Annotated in this window: 16 protein-coding genes; 8 read left to right on the top strand and 8 right to left on the bottom strand. The window is 42.1% G+C overall.

The genetic code is table 11. The features are described from left to right. Positions 1-65: 65 nt before the first annotated feature. Positions 66-764, bottom strand: coding sequence for a class I SAM-dependent methyltransferase (locus GY065_RS05095; protein WP_174833307.1), 699 nt, complete (start codon positions 762-764; stop codon positions 66-68). 159 nt (positions 765-923) lie between these two features. Here GY065_RS05095 and GY065_RS05090 point away from each other — a divergent pair, with 159 nt between their 5' ends. Further along, positions 924-2879: a LysM peptidoglycan-binding domain-containing protein gene (locus GY065_RS05090; protein WP_174833306.1), complete on the top strand. Its 1956-nt coding sequence runs from the start codon at positions 924-926 to the stop codon at positions 2877-2879. A gap of 77 nt (positions 2880-2956) precedes the next feature. Here GY065_RS05090 and GY065_RS05085 read toward each other — a convergent pair whose 3' ends face one another. Next, on the bottom strand, positions 2957-3820 hold the full coding sequence (locus tag GY065_RS05085) for a DMT family transporter (RefSeq protein WP_174833305.1): 864 nt from the start codon (positions 3818-3820) through the stop codon (positions 2957-2959). A 258-nt stretch (positions 3821-4078) separates the two neighbouring features. On the opposite strand from GY065_RS05085, the gene GY065_RS05080 reads away from it, so the two are divergent. The 4 genes from GY065_RS05080 (at position 4079) to GY065_RS05065 (ending at position 9717) form a co-directional block, all read left to right on the top strand. Further along, positions 4079-4405, top strand: coding sequence for a hypothetical protein (locus GY065_RS05080; protein ID WP_174833304.1), 327 nt, complete (start codon positions 4079-4081; stop codon positions 4403-4405). 29 nt (positions 4406-4434) lie between these two features. After that, a complete protein-coding gene (locus GY065_RS05075) occupies positions 4435-5763 on the top strand; it encodes an MFS transporter (RefSeq protein WP_244621487.1) in 1329 nt (442 codons plus the stop codon). A 123-nt stretch (positions 5764-5886) separates the two neighbouring features. Continuing rightward, complete coding sequence (uvrA, locus tag GY065_RS05070; RefSeq protein ID WP_174833303.1) at positions 5887-8715, top strand: excinuclease ABC subunit UvrA; 2829 nt, start codon at positions 5887-5889, stop codon at positions 8713-8715. A 159-nt stretch (positions 8716-8874) separates the two neighbouring features. Further along, positions 8875-9717 (top strand): MetQ/NlpA family ABC transporter substrate-binding protein, encoded by an 843-nt coding sequence (locus tag GY065_RS05065; RefSeq protein ID WP_100115461.1) that lies wholly within the window; start codon positions 8875-8877, stop codon positions 9715-9717. 86 nt (positions 9718-9803) lie between these two features. On the opposite strand, the gene GY065_RS05060 is transcribed toward GY065_RS05065, so the two are convergent. The 6 genes from GY065_RS05060 to GY065_RS05035 form a co-directional block, all read right to left on the bottom strand. Continuing rightward, positions 9804-10376, bottom strand: coding sequence for a pseudouridine synthase (locus tag GY065_RS05060; protein WP_174833302.1), 573 nt, complete (start codon positions 10374-10376; stop codon positions 9804-9806). 65 nt (positions 10377-10441) lie between these two features. Next, positions 10442-11236: an ABC transporter ATP-binding protein gene (locus GY065_RS05055; RefSeq protein ID WP_037393448.1), complete on the bottom strand. Its 795-nt coding sequence runs from the start codon at positions 11234-11236 to the stop codon at positions 10442-10444. Beyond that, a complete protein-coding gene (locus tag GY065_RS05050) occupies positions 11233-12135 on the bottom strand; it encodes an ABC transporter permease (protein WP_025330629.1) in 903 nt (300 codons plus the stop codon). Before GY065_RS05050 ends, GY065_RS05055 begins: the two co-directional genes overlap by 4 nt. Before the next feature lie 103 nt (positions 12136-12238). Next, entirely contained in the window at positions 12239-13237 is a 999-nt protein-coding gene (locus GY065_RS05045) for an ABC transporter substrate-binding protein (protein ID WP_100115458.1), read from the bottom strand. Between the two features lie 288 nt (positions 13238-13525). Further along, the gene (locus tag GY065_RS05040) at positions 13526-14329 is read right to left on the bottom strand and encodes a squalene/phytoene synthase family protein (protein ID WP_174833301.1); all 804 of its coding nucleotides are present in this window, start codon (positions 14327-14329) and stop codon (positions 13526-13528) included. Positions 14330-14458: 129 nt separating this feature from the next. Next, a complete protein-coding gene (locus GY065_RS05035; protein WP_025330626.1) occupies positions 14459-15124 on the bottom strand; it encodes a DUF421 domain-containing protein in 666 nt (221 codons plus the stop codon). A 381-nt stretch (positions 15125-15505) separates the two neighbouring features. On the opposite strand from GY065_RS05035, the gene rlmB reads away from it, so the two are divergent. Genes rlmB through GY065_RS05020 form a run of 3 tightly spaced genes read left to right on the top strand, consistent with a single transcriptional unit; the run spans position 15506 to position 17697 of the window. After that, entirely contained in the window at positions 15506-16249 is a 744-nt protein-coding gene (rlmB, locus tag GY065_RS05030) for a 23S rRNA (guanosine(2251)-2'-O)-methyltransferase RlmB (protein WP_174833300.1), read from the top strand. Positions 16250-16306: 57 nt separating this feature from the next. Beyond that, positions 16307-16741: an NfeD family protein gene (locus GY065_RS05025; RefSeq protein ID WP_232346166.1), complete on the top strand. Its 435-nt coding sequence runs from the start codon at positions 16307-16309 to the stop codon at positions 16739-16741. A gap of 2 nt (positions 16742-16743) precedes the next feature. Beyond that, entirely contained in the window at positions 16744-17697 is a 954-nt protein-coding gene (locus GY065_RS05020; RefSeq protein ID WP_025330623.1) for an SPFH domain-containing protein, read from the top strand. Positions 17698-17707 lie beyond the last annotated feature (10 nt).

The following is a 17707-nucleotide window of genomic DNA, read 5'->3' as shown; positions in this document are numbered from 1 at the left end:
GATTAAACAAAAACCTGAGTGATAGCTCAGGTTTTTGTTTATTTTAGAGAGTGAATTTATCGCTCTTATTCTATGCTTTTCAAAGCAACCGATGGTGCTGGATTCAGTAATATATTTGCATTCTGCGCAGTTAAAGTGAGCGGTACAGTTCGCTTGACCAGTACCAGCCCGTAAACAGCTGCCAGATGCGGCCACCAGCGATTACCCATATATTCTATAGCCTTGTGACTATCACCGTAACAGGCCGGAATACCATAACCCATAAACTGTCCTTCTTCCAGAAACAGGCCAAAGCGTTGCATCTTATCAACAGCCGTACGAGCAGACAGTAACTTTAAAGCAAAATGGCCTTTCAGACTGCTCTGATAAAACAGGCGCCAATATCCATGAATATTTAAGCCAGTCATTACAAGATGCCCACCGGGCACCAGAACACGAGCTATTTCAGCTATAGACTCTTCATAATCGGATAAAGTATCCAGACCATGAGGCCAGATAATGGTATCTATACTTTGCTGAGCCCAGGGTAAGGCCTTACATTCAGCAATAACTGCTGTACCACAATCGACTATATTACTTTGTACAATATACTGGGAATCAGCTGCAAAAACATGCCGGAACTGCCATTGTGATATACCGCATTGTAATATGGTGCCAAAACGCAACCCTGCTAATTTATGCAGGATGAACTGCTGCTCCAGCCGGCTTAAATAGAGACCAAATTTATGTTCGGCCAGCCAGTTTTCCAATTGCTGAGTATTCATTTAAACACCATTATGTACCATATTAAATCTAAGCTGCAGACTATTGAATTATTTTATTGCATTTACATCATTACTGTAAAAATAGGGATTTATCCTTGACCGTTAAGAACTTCCTCTTTAATATTAATAGGATTTTGCACAAATTTTACGGTTAAACGAATGGCTAAATTGAAGCATATGGTACTGGCACTTACTGGCCTGATACTTGCTCCCTCATTATCATTTGCCCAATCTTACACCAGTAATGGTATTGGCTTATCAATAATGAATCTAAATGCGGCTACCCTGAAGGGAAAAGCGAATTCCAATCATGATATCTGGGGACGCTTGCGTCAGGATTTCCGTATGACAGAGGTTAATCCTGAAATTATTCGCCGGCAGGAGCAGTATTATTCAAGCCACAGCGATTACTTTAACCGCACGGTTGTGCGCAGCCAGCCTTATTTATATCACATCGTAAATGAAGCAGAAAAACGTCAGATGCCGGCTGAAGTAGCTTTACTGCCGTTTATTGAGAGTGCTTTCGTCAGCAAAGCTCAGTCACGGGTAGGAGCTTCCGGTCTGTGGCAGTTTATGCCCAGCAGCGGTCGACAGTACGGACTGGAGCAGACTAATCTGTATGATGGTCGTCACGACGTATATGCAGCGACTGATGCTGCTTTAACTTATCTGCAATATCTTTATAGCCTGTTTGGTGACTGGTCACTGGCTCTTGCGGCCTATAACTGGGGAGAGGGTAATGTTGGTAAGGCCATTAAACGTGCTCAGCTGGCGGGTATAGATCCTACCTATGAAAATCTGCGCATGCCAAATGAAACCCGTAATTATGTGCCGAAATTGCTGGCTGTGCGGAATATTATCGAAAATCCGCAGGCCTTTGGTGTTAATCTGGTTTCTGTACCGAACCGTCCTTACTTTGAAGCAATCAGTATTGATCAGCCGATTGATATTGATGCAGCTGCTCGACTGGCGAATATTTCGACTTCAGAATTTCTAACCCTTAATCCAAGTTTCAAGAGTCCGGTTTTTATTCCTAAAGAAAATCGTAAAATGCTGCTGCCTATTACCGCAGTAAATACTTTTGAACGCAATTATCGCAACGCAGATAAAAATACTCTGCTTTCATGGAATATCTTTAAAGCATATTCAACCACCAGTGTAGCTGATTTAGCTGCACAAACTGGAATGAGCAGTGCTGAAATCAAGCGATTGAATAATCTGACCAGCAATACTGTACCAGCCGGTCGCAGCCTGCTTATCAGTAAAAATAGTTTGAACACTCAGCTTATGGATTCTTTCCGCAACAGTGATACAGATCCATTACTGAATATTGCTATGGCAAAACCAGTATTACCTCCGGGCACGTTTGTGACTCATCCGGCAGCAACCAATGTTGCTCAGGCTGATAAAGTTACTGATACCGGCAATGCACCTGTACCAGCTCTTACTGAAACAGTTACAACCACAACATCCACTGTACTGAATACTGACCAGCCGTCACCGGTCAATACAACAGTACAAACCCAAACCATAACCGTGGCTGAAAACGCAGCAACCCCAGCAGAATTGCCTGCCCCTGTTGCAACCAATAAGGATGCACTGATGCAGGTTGCACAGGATGCGCAATTACAGGCAGCTGCTGCAGCTTCCGTTCAAAAAGCACTGGCACAGGCTGAACGTGAAGAAGTTCAGAATGCTGCCCGTCTGGCAGAAAACCGTAATGAACGCACAACACGCAATGTCATCAACGTTGCGGACAGCCGCAGTAATATTGCTCATAAAGTAAATAAGGGTGATACATTGTATTCAATTGCCCAGCGCTATAATATTAATGTAGCTGATCTGGTTACTGCCAATAATCTGCGCGGTCATAATCTGCAGGTTGGTCAGGTACTGAAAATTAGCCCGAATCAGGATAATAAACGGATGCTGGCTGCTGTACGTAAAGGTAAAGACTCCAAATCCGGTGTAGTTCCTGTTTCATACACGGTAAAAAAAGGCGATACGCTTAGCAGCATAGCTCAGCGCCTGAATATTCCTGTAAGTAAATTGCAAAAAGTACATGGGAAACAAGTATTACGTCCCGGTCAGAAAATTAAGCTGACCAATCTGTAGTTTTACAGCATATCATTGCAATTAACTCAAAAAGGTTAGTGTACATTCACTAACCTTTTATTTTTAGCTATATAAATTTAATTCTTTTTTGGAATAAATATACAGGTAGTTGCCGCTCCAATAACCATAACTATTCCGGCAAAAGCCTGTATATTTACCGTTTCATTCAATAACAGAATGGCCGTTATTACTCCGAAAACCGGTTCCATAGCCAGAAATATCCCACTCACACTGGCAGAAACATTTTCCAGCCCTTTATTCCAGCACCATGCAGCCACCAGACTGCATCCTATACCCAGATAAGCTATAGCACCAACACCCTGAAAAGAATAATGAATATCCCAGTTTTCAACTAGAAACAGCATAAACGGCAAACCAAATACAGTACCCGTTTGCAACGTTAAGGCTGTATATATCTTAACATTTATTTCGCGTAGTAACTTTTGTGACAAACGTATCCAGAAAGCCATGACAATAGTTGAAGTAAATACCAGCGAGGCTCCCAACAAGGCAGTATTACCACTGGCTTTTTCCGGTTTACCTACTACCAGCAGCACCCCTATAAAAGCCACAATGCCCAGTATAAATACCAGCAATGGTGTTTTTTCGCGAAAAAAAATCAGACCCACCAGTACTATAATAATTGGTTCCATACCGATAATGGTGACCGCATTGACCGCAGGAATAAGTTTCAAACCTGTAACCTGTAACAGATAAGTTACAGGATATGTCAGCAATCCTAGTCCGATAATTTTGATCAGTTGTACTTTGGAAATAACATTATGGTTTTTAAAATAGCTCCACGTGATGGGTAAGGTAACTACTGCTGCCAATATCAGCCTGCCGAGTACCACAAGTGACGGATCCAGCATGTCATAAGCCATTTTTGTAGCAATAAACGAGCTACCCCACATAAATGAAGCAATTAAGAGATAAAGCATAATTTCAAACTAAAACCAACCAAAAATTCTGCGCACTGACCCGTTTTAAATACATGATTCAATCAATCTGAACAAATATTTGTCAGTGTTTTAACCAAATATCATGTCTATTTGCAATACGTTTCAAAGCCAGTACGCTTTTCTGTACACAAAAGCATGCATATTAGCATACACAAACATTTATAAACTGCTAGAATCCTCCCAGCAGAATAAATAATTTGACTAAGCTCTTCTCAGAATTAAAAGAAATTTTTGACTATGTTTTATTTTAGTATTAACAGCCCGGACAACTGTCATCTTGGTTTTCTGGTACTCATGGATGAAGATAATTCAGCTTATACTGATGGAGCTACTGGCTATTATGCTGTTAAAGCACAGGCTGATGAAACAGACCAGCAAGCCTGTCCGGTACAATGGCAGATATTGCAGCAATTATCAGAGCAAGAAAGCCTTCGTTGGTTTCGCAAAGCCGATTATGTTCAGCTTTGTGATGCTGAAAACAATATTATAGGGCGTTTACAGCAACAATATCTCATCTTATGTGGTCAGCATTTTGTACTGAATGACCTCACCGGCACCCTGTAACCACAACATATGTATTGGTAAGGTTATTTATGTCTACACCTGATATGCTCCCATCCGGCAACCAGTTTGCTTTTGCCCGTACCAGACGATTTCTACCGCTGTTTGGTACTCAGTTTTTTGGTGCGTTTAATGATAATTTGTTTAAAACCTCATTATTCGTTTTAATCAGTTTTTATGGGCTTGGTGCTAATTCATGGTTACCAGCAAGCCAGATGCTGAATGCTGGTGCCCTGCTATATATTCTGCCCTTTTTTCTTTTCTCTGCATTATCTGGTGAATTATCTAATAAAATGGATAAAGCCATTCTGGCGCGCTGGATAAAAACTGCTGAAATCTGCATTATGCTGATAGCAGGTATCGGCTTTTGGATGCAGTCTGTGACAATATTGATGTTATGCCTGTTTCTGATGGGCACACATTCTACCTTGTTCGGTCCGTTGAAATATGCGGTGTTACCAGAATATCTCCCTAAATATGAACTACTCAACGGTAATAGCCTGATTGAAAGCGGTACTTTTCTATCCATATTATTCGGGCAGATTTTAGGTACTATTCTGGCTGGCACCAATACAGCATGGCTGTTTGGTATCCTGCTGTTCGTCGCTATTCTGGGACAGATTGCCAGTATATTTATGCCAAGGGTACCCGCAAAAATTCCACAGCAATATATTGATTCAAACATCATGCGGAGTACAAAACAGCTACTTCGGCAAACTTATCTGCAAAAAAATCTCTGGATTGCCATAATCGGTATTTCCTGGTTCTGGCTGATTGGTTCTGTATATATAACCCAGCTCCCTACTTTTACCCGTTTGAATCTTGGTGGAAACGAGGCTGTATTTAATTTAATGCTAACACTCTTCTCCCTTGGCATAGGTACGGGTTCTATTGTTTGTGCACGGATTAGCCGCCATCAGTTACATCTTAGTCTGGTTGTGATCGGGACAATCGGCCTGAGTATATTCGGTCTGCTGCTGGTATGGTTCACACCGTCACAACCTAATCTGCCAGTTGCCGGTATCGGTACATTTATCGGCCGGCCGGACAGCATGGCAATAATCATTTGCATAATCGGTATTGGTTTTTTCGGCGGCTTTTTCTCACTGCCATTATACACATGGTTGCAAACAGCCAGCAGCGATCAGTTCCGTTCGCATGCAATTGCTGCCAATAATATTATCAACGGTCTGTTTATGGTTTGTGCAGCCATATTAAGTGCTGTACTGATCTGGCTGTTTAACAGTATTAATGCCCTATACATGATTGTGGCGCTGGGAAATGTGCCCATTTTAATTTACTTATTACGAAGTCAAGAGTTACGTATTGATTTTAAGGAATTTATTTTACGAAAACATTAAAACGTTTACCTGATAGCTTTAAATTAGCGTTTTGAAATAGGTATAATACCGGATGGTTTTAATAAACAGCAATTTAATTAAAGCCGGTATCCTCTTTTATCCAGCTAGTTTGGGCAAGGCATTATGTCAGATAACGATACGATTCATATTCGCGGTGCACGCACACACAATCTTAAAAATATAGATCTGGATATTCCCCGTCATCAACTGGTTGTCATTACCGGTTTGTCCGGTAGTGGTAAATCCTCGCTGGCTTTTGATACTTTGTATGCAGAAGGACAACGACGCTACGTAGAAAGCCTGTCGGCCTATGCTCGCCAGTTTTTGCAAATGATGGAAAAACCGGATGTAGATTTAATTGAAGGTTTGTCACCAGCTATTTCCATTGAGCAGAAAGCAACCAGTCATAATCCGCGCTCTACCGTAGGAACAGTCACTGAAATTCATGACTATTTGCGCTTATTGTATGCACGTGTCGGCACACCGTATTGTCCTGAACATAACCTGCCTTTATCCAGTCAGACTGTTTCCCAGATGGTTGACCATATACTGAACCTGCCTGAAGAAAGCCGGGTAATGATTCTGGCTCCGGCGGTACGCGGTCGCAAAGGTGAATTTCTTGAATACTTTGCTGATTTACAAGTACAGGGTTTTGCACGAGTTCGTGTTGATGGTGAGGTATACGCGATTGAAGAAGTACCAAAACTGCAAAAAAATATCAAACATGATATAGATGTGGTTATTGACCGGGTAAAAGTACGCGCGGATATCAAACAGCGTTTGGCTGAAAGTTTTGAAACTGCACTGCGTCTGGGTAATGAGCGTGCTCTGGCCATCGAAATGGATAGTGGTAAAGAACACTGGTTTTCAGCACGCTTTGCCTGTCCGGTATGTTCGTATAGTCTGCAGGAACTCGAACCACGTCTTTTCAGCTTTAACAACCCTGTCGGAGCCTGTCCCAGTTGTGACGGACTCGGCAGCATGGATTATTTTGATCCTGAGCGAGTAGTAATGCATCCGGATTTATCGCTGGCCGCTGGAGCAATCAAGGGCTGGGATAAACGTAATACTTTCTATTTCCAGATGATTCAGTCACTCGGGCAACATTTTAAATTTGACGTTAATACGCCATTTAATGAATTAAAGGAAGAAATCCAGAATATTATTCTTTATGGTTCTGGTAAAGAGCAGATTGAATTTACCTATCTGTCTGAACGGGGCACAAAATTTACCCGCAGTCATCCGTTTGAAGGTATTCTGCCCAATCTGGAGCGGCGCTACCGCGAAACAGATTCCGCTACTGTACGCGAAGAATTAGCCCAGTATCAAAGTCATCGAGCCTGCCCGGCCTGCGGCGGTGCTCGTTTGCGAACAGAAGCCCGATATGTCTTTATAGGCGGAAAATCATTACCGGATGTCAATGCATGGCCGTTAACAGCGACACTTGATTTTTTCCAGAATCTGAATCTGGAAGGTAATAAAAAACAGATTGCTGAAAAAATTCTTAAAGAAATTAATGAGCGCCTTGGTTTTCTGATTAATGTCGGCCTGAATTACCTGAGTCTGGCACGCAGTGCTGAAACCTTATCTGGTGGTGAAGCTCAGCGTATCCGGCTGGCCAGCCAGATTGGTTCCGGCCTGACAGGTGTCATGTATGTACTGGATGAACCGTCTATCGGCCTGCACCAGCGCGATAATGACCGCCTGCTCGATACACTGAAACATCTGCGCGATCTGGGTAACAGCGTAATTGTCGTTGAGCATGATGAAGATGCTATCCGTGCCGCCGATTTTGTTGTCGATATGGGACCCGGTGCCGGTGAGCATGGCGGACAAGTTATTATCGCAGCTTCACCTGAAAAGGTGGCAGCATGCAAAGAATCCATAACAGGACAATATCTGAGCGGGAAAAAAGCCATTAGCATGCCGGAACAGCGCAGTCCGGTTGATAAAGAGCGCTTACTGATATTAAGCGGCGCCAGTGGCAATAATCTTAAAAATGTAACCCTTACCTTACCTCTCGGCCTGATTACCTGTATTACCGGCGTTTCCGGGAGTGGCAAATCAACTTTGATTAACGACACACTGGCAAAAATTACTGCACGTGAATTAAATCGTGCTAGTGAAGAGCCTGCTCCTTATGAAGATATCAAAGGACTGGAGCATCTGGATAAAGTCATTAATGTTGATCAGTCTCCCATAGGAAGGACTCCGCGTTCTAATCCTGCCACGTATACCGGCCTGTTTACACCCATCCGCGAACTGTTTGCCGGGGTACCCCTTTCTCGTGAACGCGGATATACAGTTGGCCGATTCTCTTTTAATGTAAAAGGCGGACGCTGTGAAGCCTGTCAGGGTGATGGGGTTATTAAAGTAGAAATGCATTTTCTTCCTGATATTTATGTACCCTGCGAGGTTTGCCATGGAAAACGCTATAATCGTGAAACACTGGAAATACAATACAAAGGCAAAAATATCAGTGAAATTCTGGAAATGACCGTGGAAGAAGCCTGCATATTTTTCGATGCTGTACCAACAGTTAAACGAAAATTGCAGACATTGCTGGACGTAGGACTGGGTTATGTACGATTAGGACAGTCTGCCACCACACTTTCCGGCGGGGAAGCTCAACGGGTAAAACTGGCGCTGGAACTCTCCAAACGCGATACTGGGCGGACACTTTATATACTTGATGAACCAACCACCGGCTTACACTTTGCCGATATAGCTCTGTTACTGGACGTTATTCATCGCCTGAAAGGGAAAGGTAATAGCATTGTTATTATCGAACATAATCTGGATGTGATTAAAACAGCTGACTATATCGTTGATCTGGGTCCGGAAGGTGGTGATGGCGGCGGTACGATTATCGCGGAAGGTACTCCGGAAGAAGTTGCAGCCAATCCTAAAAGCTATACCGGAAAATACCTTAAGCCAATGCTTGGCAAATGAATAAATTAAACTGTGGAGCTGTTATCGGCCGCACAGTTTAATTACCAGTTAAAAAACTATTAACCAAAGTAAACATGCATGTAAAAAATACAAGTAACATGCATTTTGTGTTAATGTTCAGCTGTATATTTTTATTGCGTATCTTACTCAAGGTTAAATATGAAAAAATTGTTATTTGCATTATTGTCAGTGGCAGCAATCAGTACAGTACTGACAGCCTGTACTCAGAAAACTGAATCCGTACCGGCCGCCAGTTCTGGCAGTACTCCTGCAACAACAGATAAAACAATACTGAAAGTTGCTGCTTCACCTGTTCCCCATGCAGAAATTCTTCAGGTAGCTAAACCATTACTGGAAAAAGAAGGAATTGATTTACAAATCATTCAGATGACTGACTATGTACGTCCGAATATCGCCCTGAATGAGAAAGATGTAGATGCTAACTTCTCTCAGCATAAACCTTATCTGGAAGATTTTGTCCAGAAACACAAAATGCAGTTAACACCGATTGCCAATATTCATGTAGAACCGATGGGTATTTACTCTAAAAAAGTAAAAGCACTCAGTGAAATACCTGATGACGGGCTGGTTACTATTCCAAATGATGCTACCAATGGTGGTCGAGCTTTGTTATTGCTGCAAAAAGCCGGTTTAATTAAATTAAAAGCAGATGCGGGTATCAGTGCTACTGTACGTGATATTGTTGATAATCCGAAACATCTCAAAATTACACCAATGGATGCGCCTCAGTTACCGCGTACTTTAAATGATGCTACTCTGTCTGTAATTAATACCAATTTTGCTATGGAAGCTAAACTGGTACCAACCAAAGATGCTTTATTTATTGAATCAAAAGATTCACCTTATGCAAATATTCTGGTTGTCCGCACAGGGGATGAAAACCGTGATGCAATCCAAAAGCTGAAACAGGCCATGACTTCACCTGAAGTGAAAAAATTTATTGAAGAAAAATATCAGGGTGCCATCATCCCTGCATTCTGATTAATTATTTCATTTTAGGAAATACACATAACCCTTATGTTTATAACATAAGGGTTATTTTTAATTTAGGGCAATTCAAAAAATATTTATGATAAATCTTTTGGATTCACAGCCTGCCACTTACCCAAAGGTAACTTAAGGGAAAAAACATCAAGCTGCCCTATTCCTACTCGCACTAAACGTAAACAAGGCCAGCCGACTTTTGCACACATGCGTCGTACCTGCCTGTTTTTACCTTCACTGATTCGAATTTGCAACCAGAAATCACTTACTGTTTTGCGTTCTCGAATTGGCGGTACTCGTGGCCATAAACGGGCACTATCAGCAGCACTAACCAATTGGACTTGAGCCGGCTGTGTAATAAAGTCGCTCAGATTTACCCCATCAGCCAATTGCTGCATGCGTTCATTATCCGGTTTACCTTCTACCTGTGCCCAGTATGTTTTTATCAGTTTATACTTAGGATGAGCAATTTTTGCCTGTAAACGTCCGTTCGCAGTTAATAAAAGCAATCCTTCACTATCTGTATCCAGCCGGCCTGCCGGATAGACATCGGGTAATGATACATATTGCTTCAAGGTAGGATGTTTCTCATGAGCGCTAAACTGACAAATCACACCATAGGGTTTATTCAGTACAATCAGTTCAGGTACAGACATTATGCTTCCAATCAGAAAATCAGGCTGTCAGGAATGCTGACAGCCTGTTTTATAAACACAAAGGTTTAGCTCAGTAATAAAGCATCATCAGATACTTTTTCGCCCTGAGTATGTTCGAACATCTTTAATAGATCCGCCACACTCATACCAGCACGTTTGTCACCAGCCACATCCAGCACCACACGCCCCTGATGTAGCATAACAGTACGTGATCCGTGATCCAGAGCCTGCTGCATCGAATGTGTTACCATCATTGCAGTTAATTTATTTTCACGCACAATACGGTCTGTCAGCTCCAGTACAAAAGCGGCTGTTTTAGGATCCAGTGCCGCAGTATGCTCATCAAGCAATAAAATTTTAGAACTTTGCAACGAAGCCATCAACAAACTGACTGCCTGTCGCTGCCCACCGGAAAGCAAACCAATTCTGTCGCTCAATCGGTTCTCCAGCCCCAGGTTAAGCATTGCCAGTTTTTCACGGAACAGTTCACGATACTGACGTTTAATAGCCGGACGCAAACCACGACTGCTGCCACGCCGCAGTGCCAGAGCCATATTTTCTTCAATGGTTAAGGCTTCACAGGTACCGGCAAGAGGGTCTTGAAAAACACGTGCTACTAATGGAGCACGTTTATAAGCAGGTTCACTGGTAACATCTTTACTATTGATAGTAATCGTACCGGAATCCACCATGGTGTCACCGCTGATGGCATTAAGAAAAGTAGATTTACCGGCACCATTACTGCCGATAACGGTAACAAACTCACCATCTGCAATACTTAAACTCATGCCTCGCAAAGCAGGATTTTCAATTGGTGTTCCCGCATTGAATGTAAGGCGTAAATTATCTGCGCGCATCATGCTTTGAATTTCCTTTTAAAGTAACCTTTGATTGCCGGCAACCGCAGCGCAAGTACAACTAAAATTGCTGTAACCAGATTTAAATCCTGCGGTCCAAAGCCTATATGCTGCAATGTATCACTGCCCAGCGCCAGCGCAATAAATGCACGGTAAAGTACTGCTCCCACTATAACGGCCAGTGTAATAATGATGAACCGTTTTCCCGGAATCAGGGTTTCACCAATAATCACTGCGGCCAGCCCGACGACAATCGTGCCGATACCGATTGATATATCTGCACCGCCCTGAGTCTGCACAAATAGTGCACCGGCCAAGGCAATAAATGCGTTTGATATCGCCATGCCTAACAGTAAAATACGTGAGGTATTTACACCCTGAGCACGAGCCATTCGTGCATTTACGCCGGTAGCTCGCATTGATAAGCCAATTTCTGTAGCAAAAAACCAGTCCAGAAAAAATTTGGCAATCAGCACAAAACCAAAAATTACCAGCGGCTGCACCCAATACTGGTTACTTCCGTCTGCATTAAAAAACGGCGTAAATACACTGGGCTGATCCAGTAAAGGCAAATTAGGTGCCCCCATAATACGCAGGTTAACCGAATACAAAGCAACCATAACCAGAATACTGGCCAACAGCTGCATGATTTTTAAAGAAACATGCAGCCATGCTGTTACCAAACCTGCACATGCACCGGCAACTCCGCCAAGTGCAGTAGCCAGCCACGGATTAATACCATGGGTAACACAAATGGCAAATACAGCACCGCCGAGCGGAAAACTGCCATCGGCAGTTAAATCAGGAAAATCCAGAATACGGAATGAAATCAGTACACCCAGAGCAACGAGAGCATATATCAGTCCGCTTTCTAAAGCGCCAAATAAAGCTATAGAAGACATATTAACCAATTAATAAATTGTGGTTGAAAATAAAAACAACATCGGCAAAGCCTGAATCAGCTTGCCGATGTTACGGTATCCGTCCCAGAGGCTTTCTATAATCCTAATCGACTAATTTAGCCTGTTTGAGTAATTGCTCCGAAAATGTAATACCTTGTTCGGCAGCATGAGATTTACTTACCATCAAATCAAGCTGATCTGCGGTCATACGCTGCGGAGCAATGTTACCAGCCTGCTCTCCTTTGAGAATCCGACCTACAATTTTACCAGTAGCTGTACCAAGCTCATGATAATTAACCCCCAGTGCTACAGCTGCACCGCGTTTTACTGAGCCGGTATCTGAAGCCACCAAGGGCATTTTCATATCTTTGGCAACTTTGTACATGGATTCATAAGCAGAAACCACATTATTGTCCAGAGAGGTATAAATCAGATCTGCCTTACCCTGCAAGCTTTTAGTAGCCATGGGGACATCAGTTGTACGCTGTGCCGGAGCTGCTGCCACAGTAATACCGTCCTTAGCCAGTAAAGACTGTAGTTGTCCGAGCACAACGGTTGAATTGATTTCCCCCGGGCTATATACATAACCCACTGTTTTCAGGTTAGGTACCACTTGTTTCATTAAATCAATCTGTGGCTGTAAAGGCAGTTTATCAGATACACCGGTAACATTGGTTTTGCTGGGTTCCCAGCTTGTTACCAGTTTGGCTGCAACCGGATCGGTTACTGCTGCAAACACTATCGGAATTTTGCGCGTTGCTGCAACCATAGACTGCGCGCTTGGCGTGCCGATAGTAACAATTACATCCGGATTATTACCAGCGAATTTTTTAGCAATCTGACCGGCAGTAGCAGTATTCCCTTGTGCACTTTGAAAATCCAGCTGAAGATTTTTACCCTGCTCATAGCCTTCAGCACGCAATTCATCAATCACACCCTGACGTACAGCATCCATAGCAGGATGTTCAACAATTGCCGTAATGGCTACTTTTTTCGTATTGGTATCGCTGGTTTTATTTCCCTGTTCGGATTGCGAACAGGCAGAAAGCAAACAGGCAGCAGTTAAACCCAGAATAAATAAGGTTTTTTTTGCTCTGAGCATATGAGGTTCCTCAGCACAGGATTAATCCGGAAGCAATTTAGCAATAAAATTGCTTACACCTGCACCAGTAAGCAGATGATGGCATAAATTATACAAAAAACCAGCCTTATTGAGTAATTAAAATTGCTCAGACATACGCTTTTACATTGAAATATAATTTCAATATTTTATTTATTTAAGCAATAAAATTTTAAAAAAATAATTAAATTACAAAAATAGTTCTCATAACTCATAATACTCGCCATATCGCACTTTTATTAGAAAACACCCTGCTTCACATTTTTTAATCTATACCGGCCGAAAACCACACAACCATGTTTTCCAGAATAACCGTTGCTGACGCGGTCGCGGTACGACCAGCTGATATTGCATGATATTTTGTAGACCGTCCTGCTCAATTTCATTAAGCTGAGCCCAGGCTACTGAGAGCATGGCCAGACTGGGGCGCTGCCTGCGGTTATCTGCGGAGGGCAGCAAAGCAAGAGCAGAATTAAACTGCTGTTTTAATGTAGCAAGCCATGCGTTCATCAATGCCGTAAATTCAACTCCACCGTGTCGGTTAAGTACCAAATGAGCCGAAACATTAAATTGCTGTAATAACTCTACTGGAATATACAGCTTTCCCAGCCTTGTATCCGCACCAATCCGTGAGTAAATCGTCACTAGCTGACATATTTCACCCACTTTATCGGCAAAATCCAAAGTTTGTTCTGCACTGAACCCCAGAACTCTGCTTGTTAAACGTCCCTGCACCATCCCTGCCTGTTTACTATAATGGCATAACTGTTCCATATTCTGAAATCTGGCCTGAGTTAATTGCGTACGATGTGCATCAGGCAAAACCAGTATTTCAGCCAACGGTAAAGAATATCGGGTAATAAATGGTTTCAAAGCCTGTAATAAAGGATGTTCAGGAACAGAATCAGAGTTATACAGCTTATCTAGTTGTTGCTCCCACCATCGCAGTGTTGTCAAAGCCACATTAGCATCAGAACAATCTTCAACTACATCATTTAATTCTTGCTGCAAAGCATACAAAGCTATCAGTGCATGACGCTGCACCGAGGAAAGAAAAGGAAAACGAAAAGCCATAGCATTCCTGCTATGGCAAATTTTCTGAAGACAATATTCGAGTGGCTGCACAGCAATAAATTAAATTAACCTAAAACAGTATTGTAACCTTTTCCGGATATTTCTCCAGCCACTAATCTGCAATAAAAATTAACTTTTTAGCGTATCTTTTTTTACTTCGCCGTTACGCAGTACAAAATTTAAACTATTATTCCAGAATTCAACCAGAAATAAATCATCTTCTGTCAGGTGCTGCTGCTGAATTTTTTGCTCCAGCCACTTTTCATCCTTATTTATCCGATGCAATTCCGTTGTACGCACCTCTCCTTCCTTAAATAAAATTAATGAAGGATATTTGCCTTTATCTGTTAACACCGTCAGCGAACCACTGGGCTCAATCTGTGCATAACTGACTTCCTGAAACGAAGTAATACCCTGAGCATGCAAAAGTGAAGCCACATTAAGAATATCAATCTTATTCTTTTTACGCAGAATATTATCCATCAAAAAATGTCCGTCTTTCATAATCGGAATCGGTTCACCAATAGCAAACATTCGGATAAAGCTGACATGCTTACATACCCAGTTTAATAATGAAATAAGGCAAACACCGATTAATAACACAATAATATACTGATAAATCGGAATATCCTGATTATAAATCACCCCACCGATAATACCGCCAAGTACAAAGTTACCAATGAAATCTACCGGGGTCATCTGATTCAACTGCGTTTTACCTGTTACATTCAAATGCAGAATGACAATAATAAAACCAACAAGAAACTTAGCCAGCACCCATAAATAATATTCCATAAGAATTTTTCCTGTATTAAAGTTAAATTCCCGACCAGCTATTACCGGTCAGAGTTTATTCCCCTCATACAAGCATTATTCTTAACTTTATTCATAAACTCTGAAAATGAACATTAAGATACTTTAGTTTAATTTGCTTTATTTTAAATAAATGATAAAGATAACATTTTATAAGCAAGAAATTTTTATCAAGATGTAACTGATACTGTCTTAACCCTGAGCGGAAAATTTAATTACCTGTCAACGGTATTTATTTCTTTTATCAGGAAAATTACATCACAATTACATTTTTAAATGAAGAATGATATTTATTCGGTATAATCAGATTAGTACACTAATTTCCGTTATAATTGGTTTCTTTACACACTAAATGAAATATACATGTCAAATCAGCGCCTCATCATTGGCTTTCACGCAGTTAATGCCCGTTTATGGCAAAACCCGGACAGCATAATTGAACTTTATGTACTGGAGGGTAAACATGATGCCCGTATGCGCGATGTATTAAATAAAGCTGAAGCAGAAAATGTGCGCATTATCAGCGCAGATCAGGCACGGCTCGATACTTTGAGTAAACATGCCCGCCATCAGGGTGTAGTGGGCTTTATCGATGCTTCCAGACAACATGTAGACATAGAAGATGTACTTGAAAATCTGAATGAACCACCGTTATTGCTGATTCTTGACGGCATTACAGATCCGCATAATCTGGGAGCCTGTTTGCGTGTAGCAGATGTTATGGGAGTTCACGCAGTAATTGCTCCCAAAGATAAAAGTGTCGGATTAAATGCTACCGTAAGTAAAGTAGCCTGTGGTGCTGCTGAAACAGTACCTTATATTACAGTAACAAATCTGGCACGCACCATTCGTGAATTGAAACAGCGCGGTATCTGGATTATCGGTACTGATATGAACGGTAGTGATGACTTATATCACTTTACGGCTCCGGAAGCAGTAGCATGGGTAATGGGTGCAGAAGGTAATGGCATGCGCCGTTTAACACGAGATCTGTGTGATACACTGGTATCCATTCCTATGTTCGGAACCGTTGAAAGCCTGAATGTTTCTGTCAGCACTGGTATCGTTCTGAGCGAAACCCGTAGGCAACGGATACTATCATCCTAAAATTACTTTACAATACAACATATTTCTGTTAAAGATTATAAAATTAAGGAGATAATGATGATTTGGTGTATTGCAGCTTTGGTTCTGTTTGTATTGGAAATGTTTAGCGGCACTTTTTATATGCTGGTAATCAGTGCCTCATTACTTAGTGCCGGTCTGGCTGAATGGCTGCTGAAAACCAGTGAGAGCGTCAATGCTGTTATTGCAATAGTTTTTTCTATTCTGGGTATTGTCATTGTACGTGCCTGGCAAAAGAAGCATCCGCGTGAAAACATGGCCAAACCAACTGATGATCCGGACTACGGTCAGACAGTGATACTTAGTCAGCTGCTACCCGACGGATTATGGCAGGTACAATATCGGGGTACTATTTGGCAGGCTCGTTTTAATCATCCGGCAGAAGCAAAATCCGGTGACAGTGCGCAAATCATCAGCCATCAAGGCAACATTTTAAATATTACTTCTCAGGTCCCATCTACTTCGCAGGAATAATTATGATTTTGACATTTATTTTTCTCGCCGCTATTGTCGCATTTATCTGCATGGCATTTAAAGTTGTACCGCAGCAGGAAGTCTATATAGTTGAACGTTTAGGCCGCTATCATGCTACTCTAGTGGCCGGTCTTAATTTTATTATTCCGATTATCGACCGTGTCGCTTATAAACATACCTTAAAGGAAATCCCACTGGATGTACCCAGTCAGGTTTGTATTACCCGTGACAATACTCAGCTTACAGTGGATGGTATTATCTATTTTCAGGTAACTGATCCTAAACTTGCATCCTATGGCTCCAGTAACTTTGTAGTTGCCATTACCCAACTGGCACAAACAACATTACGTTCAGTTATCGGTCGTATGGAACTGGATAAAACTTTTGAAGAACGTGATGATATTAACCATACCGTGGTAGCCTCTCTGGATGAAGCAGCGGTTTCATGGGGTGTTAAAGTATTGCGTTATGAAATCAAGGATCTGGTTCCGCCTCAGGAAATTCTGCGCTCAATGCAGGCTCAGATCACGGCCGAACGGGAAAAACGCGCACGTATTGCTCAGTCTGAAGGGATTAAACAGGAACAGATTAATCTGGCGGCCGGTCAGCGTGAAGCGGAAATTCAGAAATCACAGGGCGAAGCTCAAGCCTCTATCAATGAATCTCAGGGTGCAAAAGTAGCACAAATTAATCGCGCTGAAGGTGAAGCTGAAGCTTTGCGTCTGGTTGCTCAGGCGACCGCGGAAGCAATTCGTCAGGTAGCTGCCGCAGTAAAAGAACCGGGCGGTACAGAAGCTGTGAATCTGAAAGTGGCTGAACAGTACGTAGATGCTTTTGCTAAACTGGCAAAAACCAATAACACTCTGATTATGCCTGCTAATGTTGCAGATATTGGTAGTCTGGTAAGTGCTGGCATGAGCATTATCAAAGGTCAGAACAGCACAGCAGTTAAATAAATAACTTACG

Origin of the sequence: Snodgrassella sp. ESL0323, from assembly GCF_013346865.1 — a bacterium.
Lineage (GTDB): Bacteria > Pseudomonadota > Gammaproteobacteria > Burkholderiales > Neisseriaceae > Snodgrassella > Snodgrassella alvi.
This window is presented reverse-complemented; position numbering and strand designations above follow the sequence as displayed.

Excerpts from the sequence above, each read along its gene's own strand:
- GY065_RS05095 (WP_174833307.1), bottom strand. The coding sequence starts at position 764 with ATGAATACTCAGCAATTGGAAAACTGGCTGGCCGAACATAAATTTGGT.
- GY065_RS05090 (WP_174833306.1), top strand. The coding sequence starts at position 924 with ATGGCTAAATTGAAGCATATGGTACTGGCACTTACTGGCCTGATACTT.
- GY065_RS05085 (WP_174833305.1), bottom strand. The coding sequence starts at position 3,820 with ATGCTTTATCTCTTAATTGCTTCATTTATGTGGGGTAGCTCGTTTATT.
- GY065_RS05080 (WP_174833304.1), top strand. The coding sequence starts at position 4,079 with ATGTTTTATTTTAGTATTAACAGCCCGGACAACTGTCATCTTGGTTTT.
- GY065_RS05075 (WP_244621487.1), top strand. The coding sequence starts at position 4,435 with ATGTCTACACCTGATATGCTCCCATCCGGCAACCAGTTTGCTTTTGCC.
- uvrA (WP_174833303.1), top strand. The coding sequence starts at position 5,887 with ATGTCAGATAACGATACGATTCATATTCGCGGTGCACGCACACACAAT.
- GY065_RS05065 (WP_100115461.1), top strand. The coding sequence starts at position 8,875 with ATGAAAAAATTGTTATTTGCATTATTGTCAGTGGCAGCAATCAGTACA.
- GY065_RS05060 (WP_174833302.1), bottom strand. The coding sequence starts at position 10,376 with ATGTCTGTACCTGAACTGATTGTACTGAATAAACCCTATGGTGTGATT.
- GY065_RS05055 (WP_037393448.1), bottom strand. The coding sequence starts at position 11,236 with ATGATGCGCGCAGATAATTTACGCCTTACATTCAATGCGGGAACACCA.
- GY065_RS05050 (WP_025330629.1), bottom strand. The coding sequence starts at position 12,135 with ATGTCTTCTATAGCTTTATTTGGCGCTTTAGAAAGCGGACTGATATAT.
- GY065_RS05045 (WP_100115458.1), bottom strand. The coding sequence starts at position 13,237 with ATGCTCAGAGCAAAAAAAACCTTATTTATTCTGGGTTTAACTGCTGCC.
- GY065_RS05040 (WP_174833301.1), bottom strand. The coding sequence starts at position 14,329 with ATGGCTTTTCGTTTTCCTTTTCTTTCCTCGGTGCAGCGTCATGCACTG.
- GY065_RS05035 (WP_025330626.1), bottom strand. The coding sequence starts at position 15,124 with ATGGAATATTATTTATGGGTGCTGGCTAAGTTTCTTGTTGGTTTTATT.
- rlmB (WP_174833300.1), top strand. The coding sequence starts at position 15,506 with ATGTCAAATCAGCGCCTCATCATTGGCTTTCACGCAGTTAATGCCCGT.
- GY065_RS05025 (WP_232346166.1), top strand. The coding sequence starts at position 16,307 with ATGATTTGGTGTATTGCAGCTTTGGTTCTGTTTGTATTGGAAATGTTT.
- GY065_RS05020 (WP_025330623.1), top strand. The coding sequence starts at position 16,744 with ATGATTTTGACATTTATTTTTCTCGCCGCTATTGTCGCATTTATCTGC.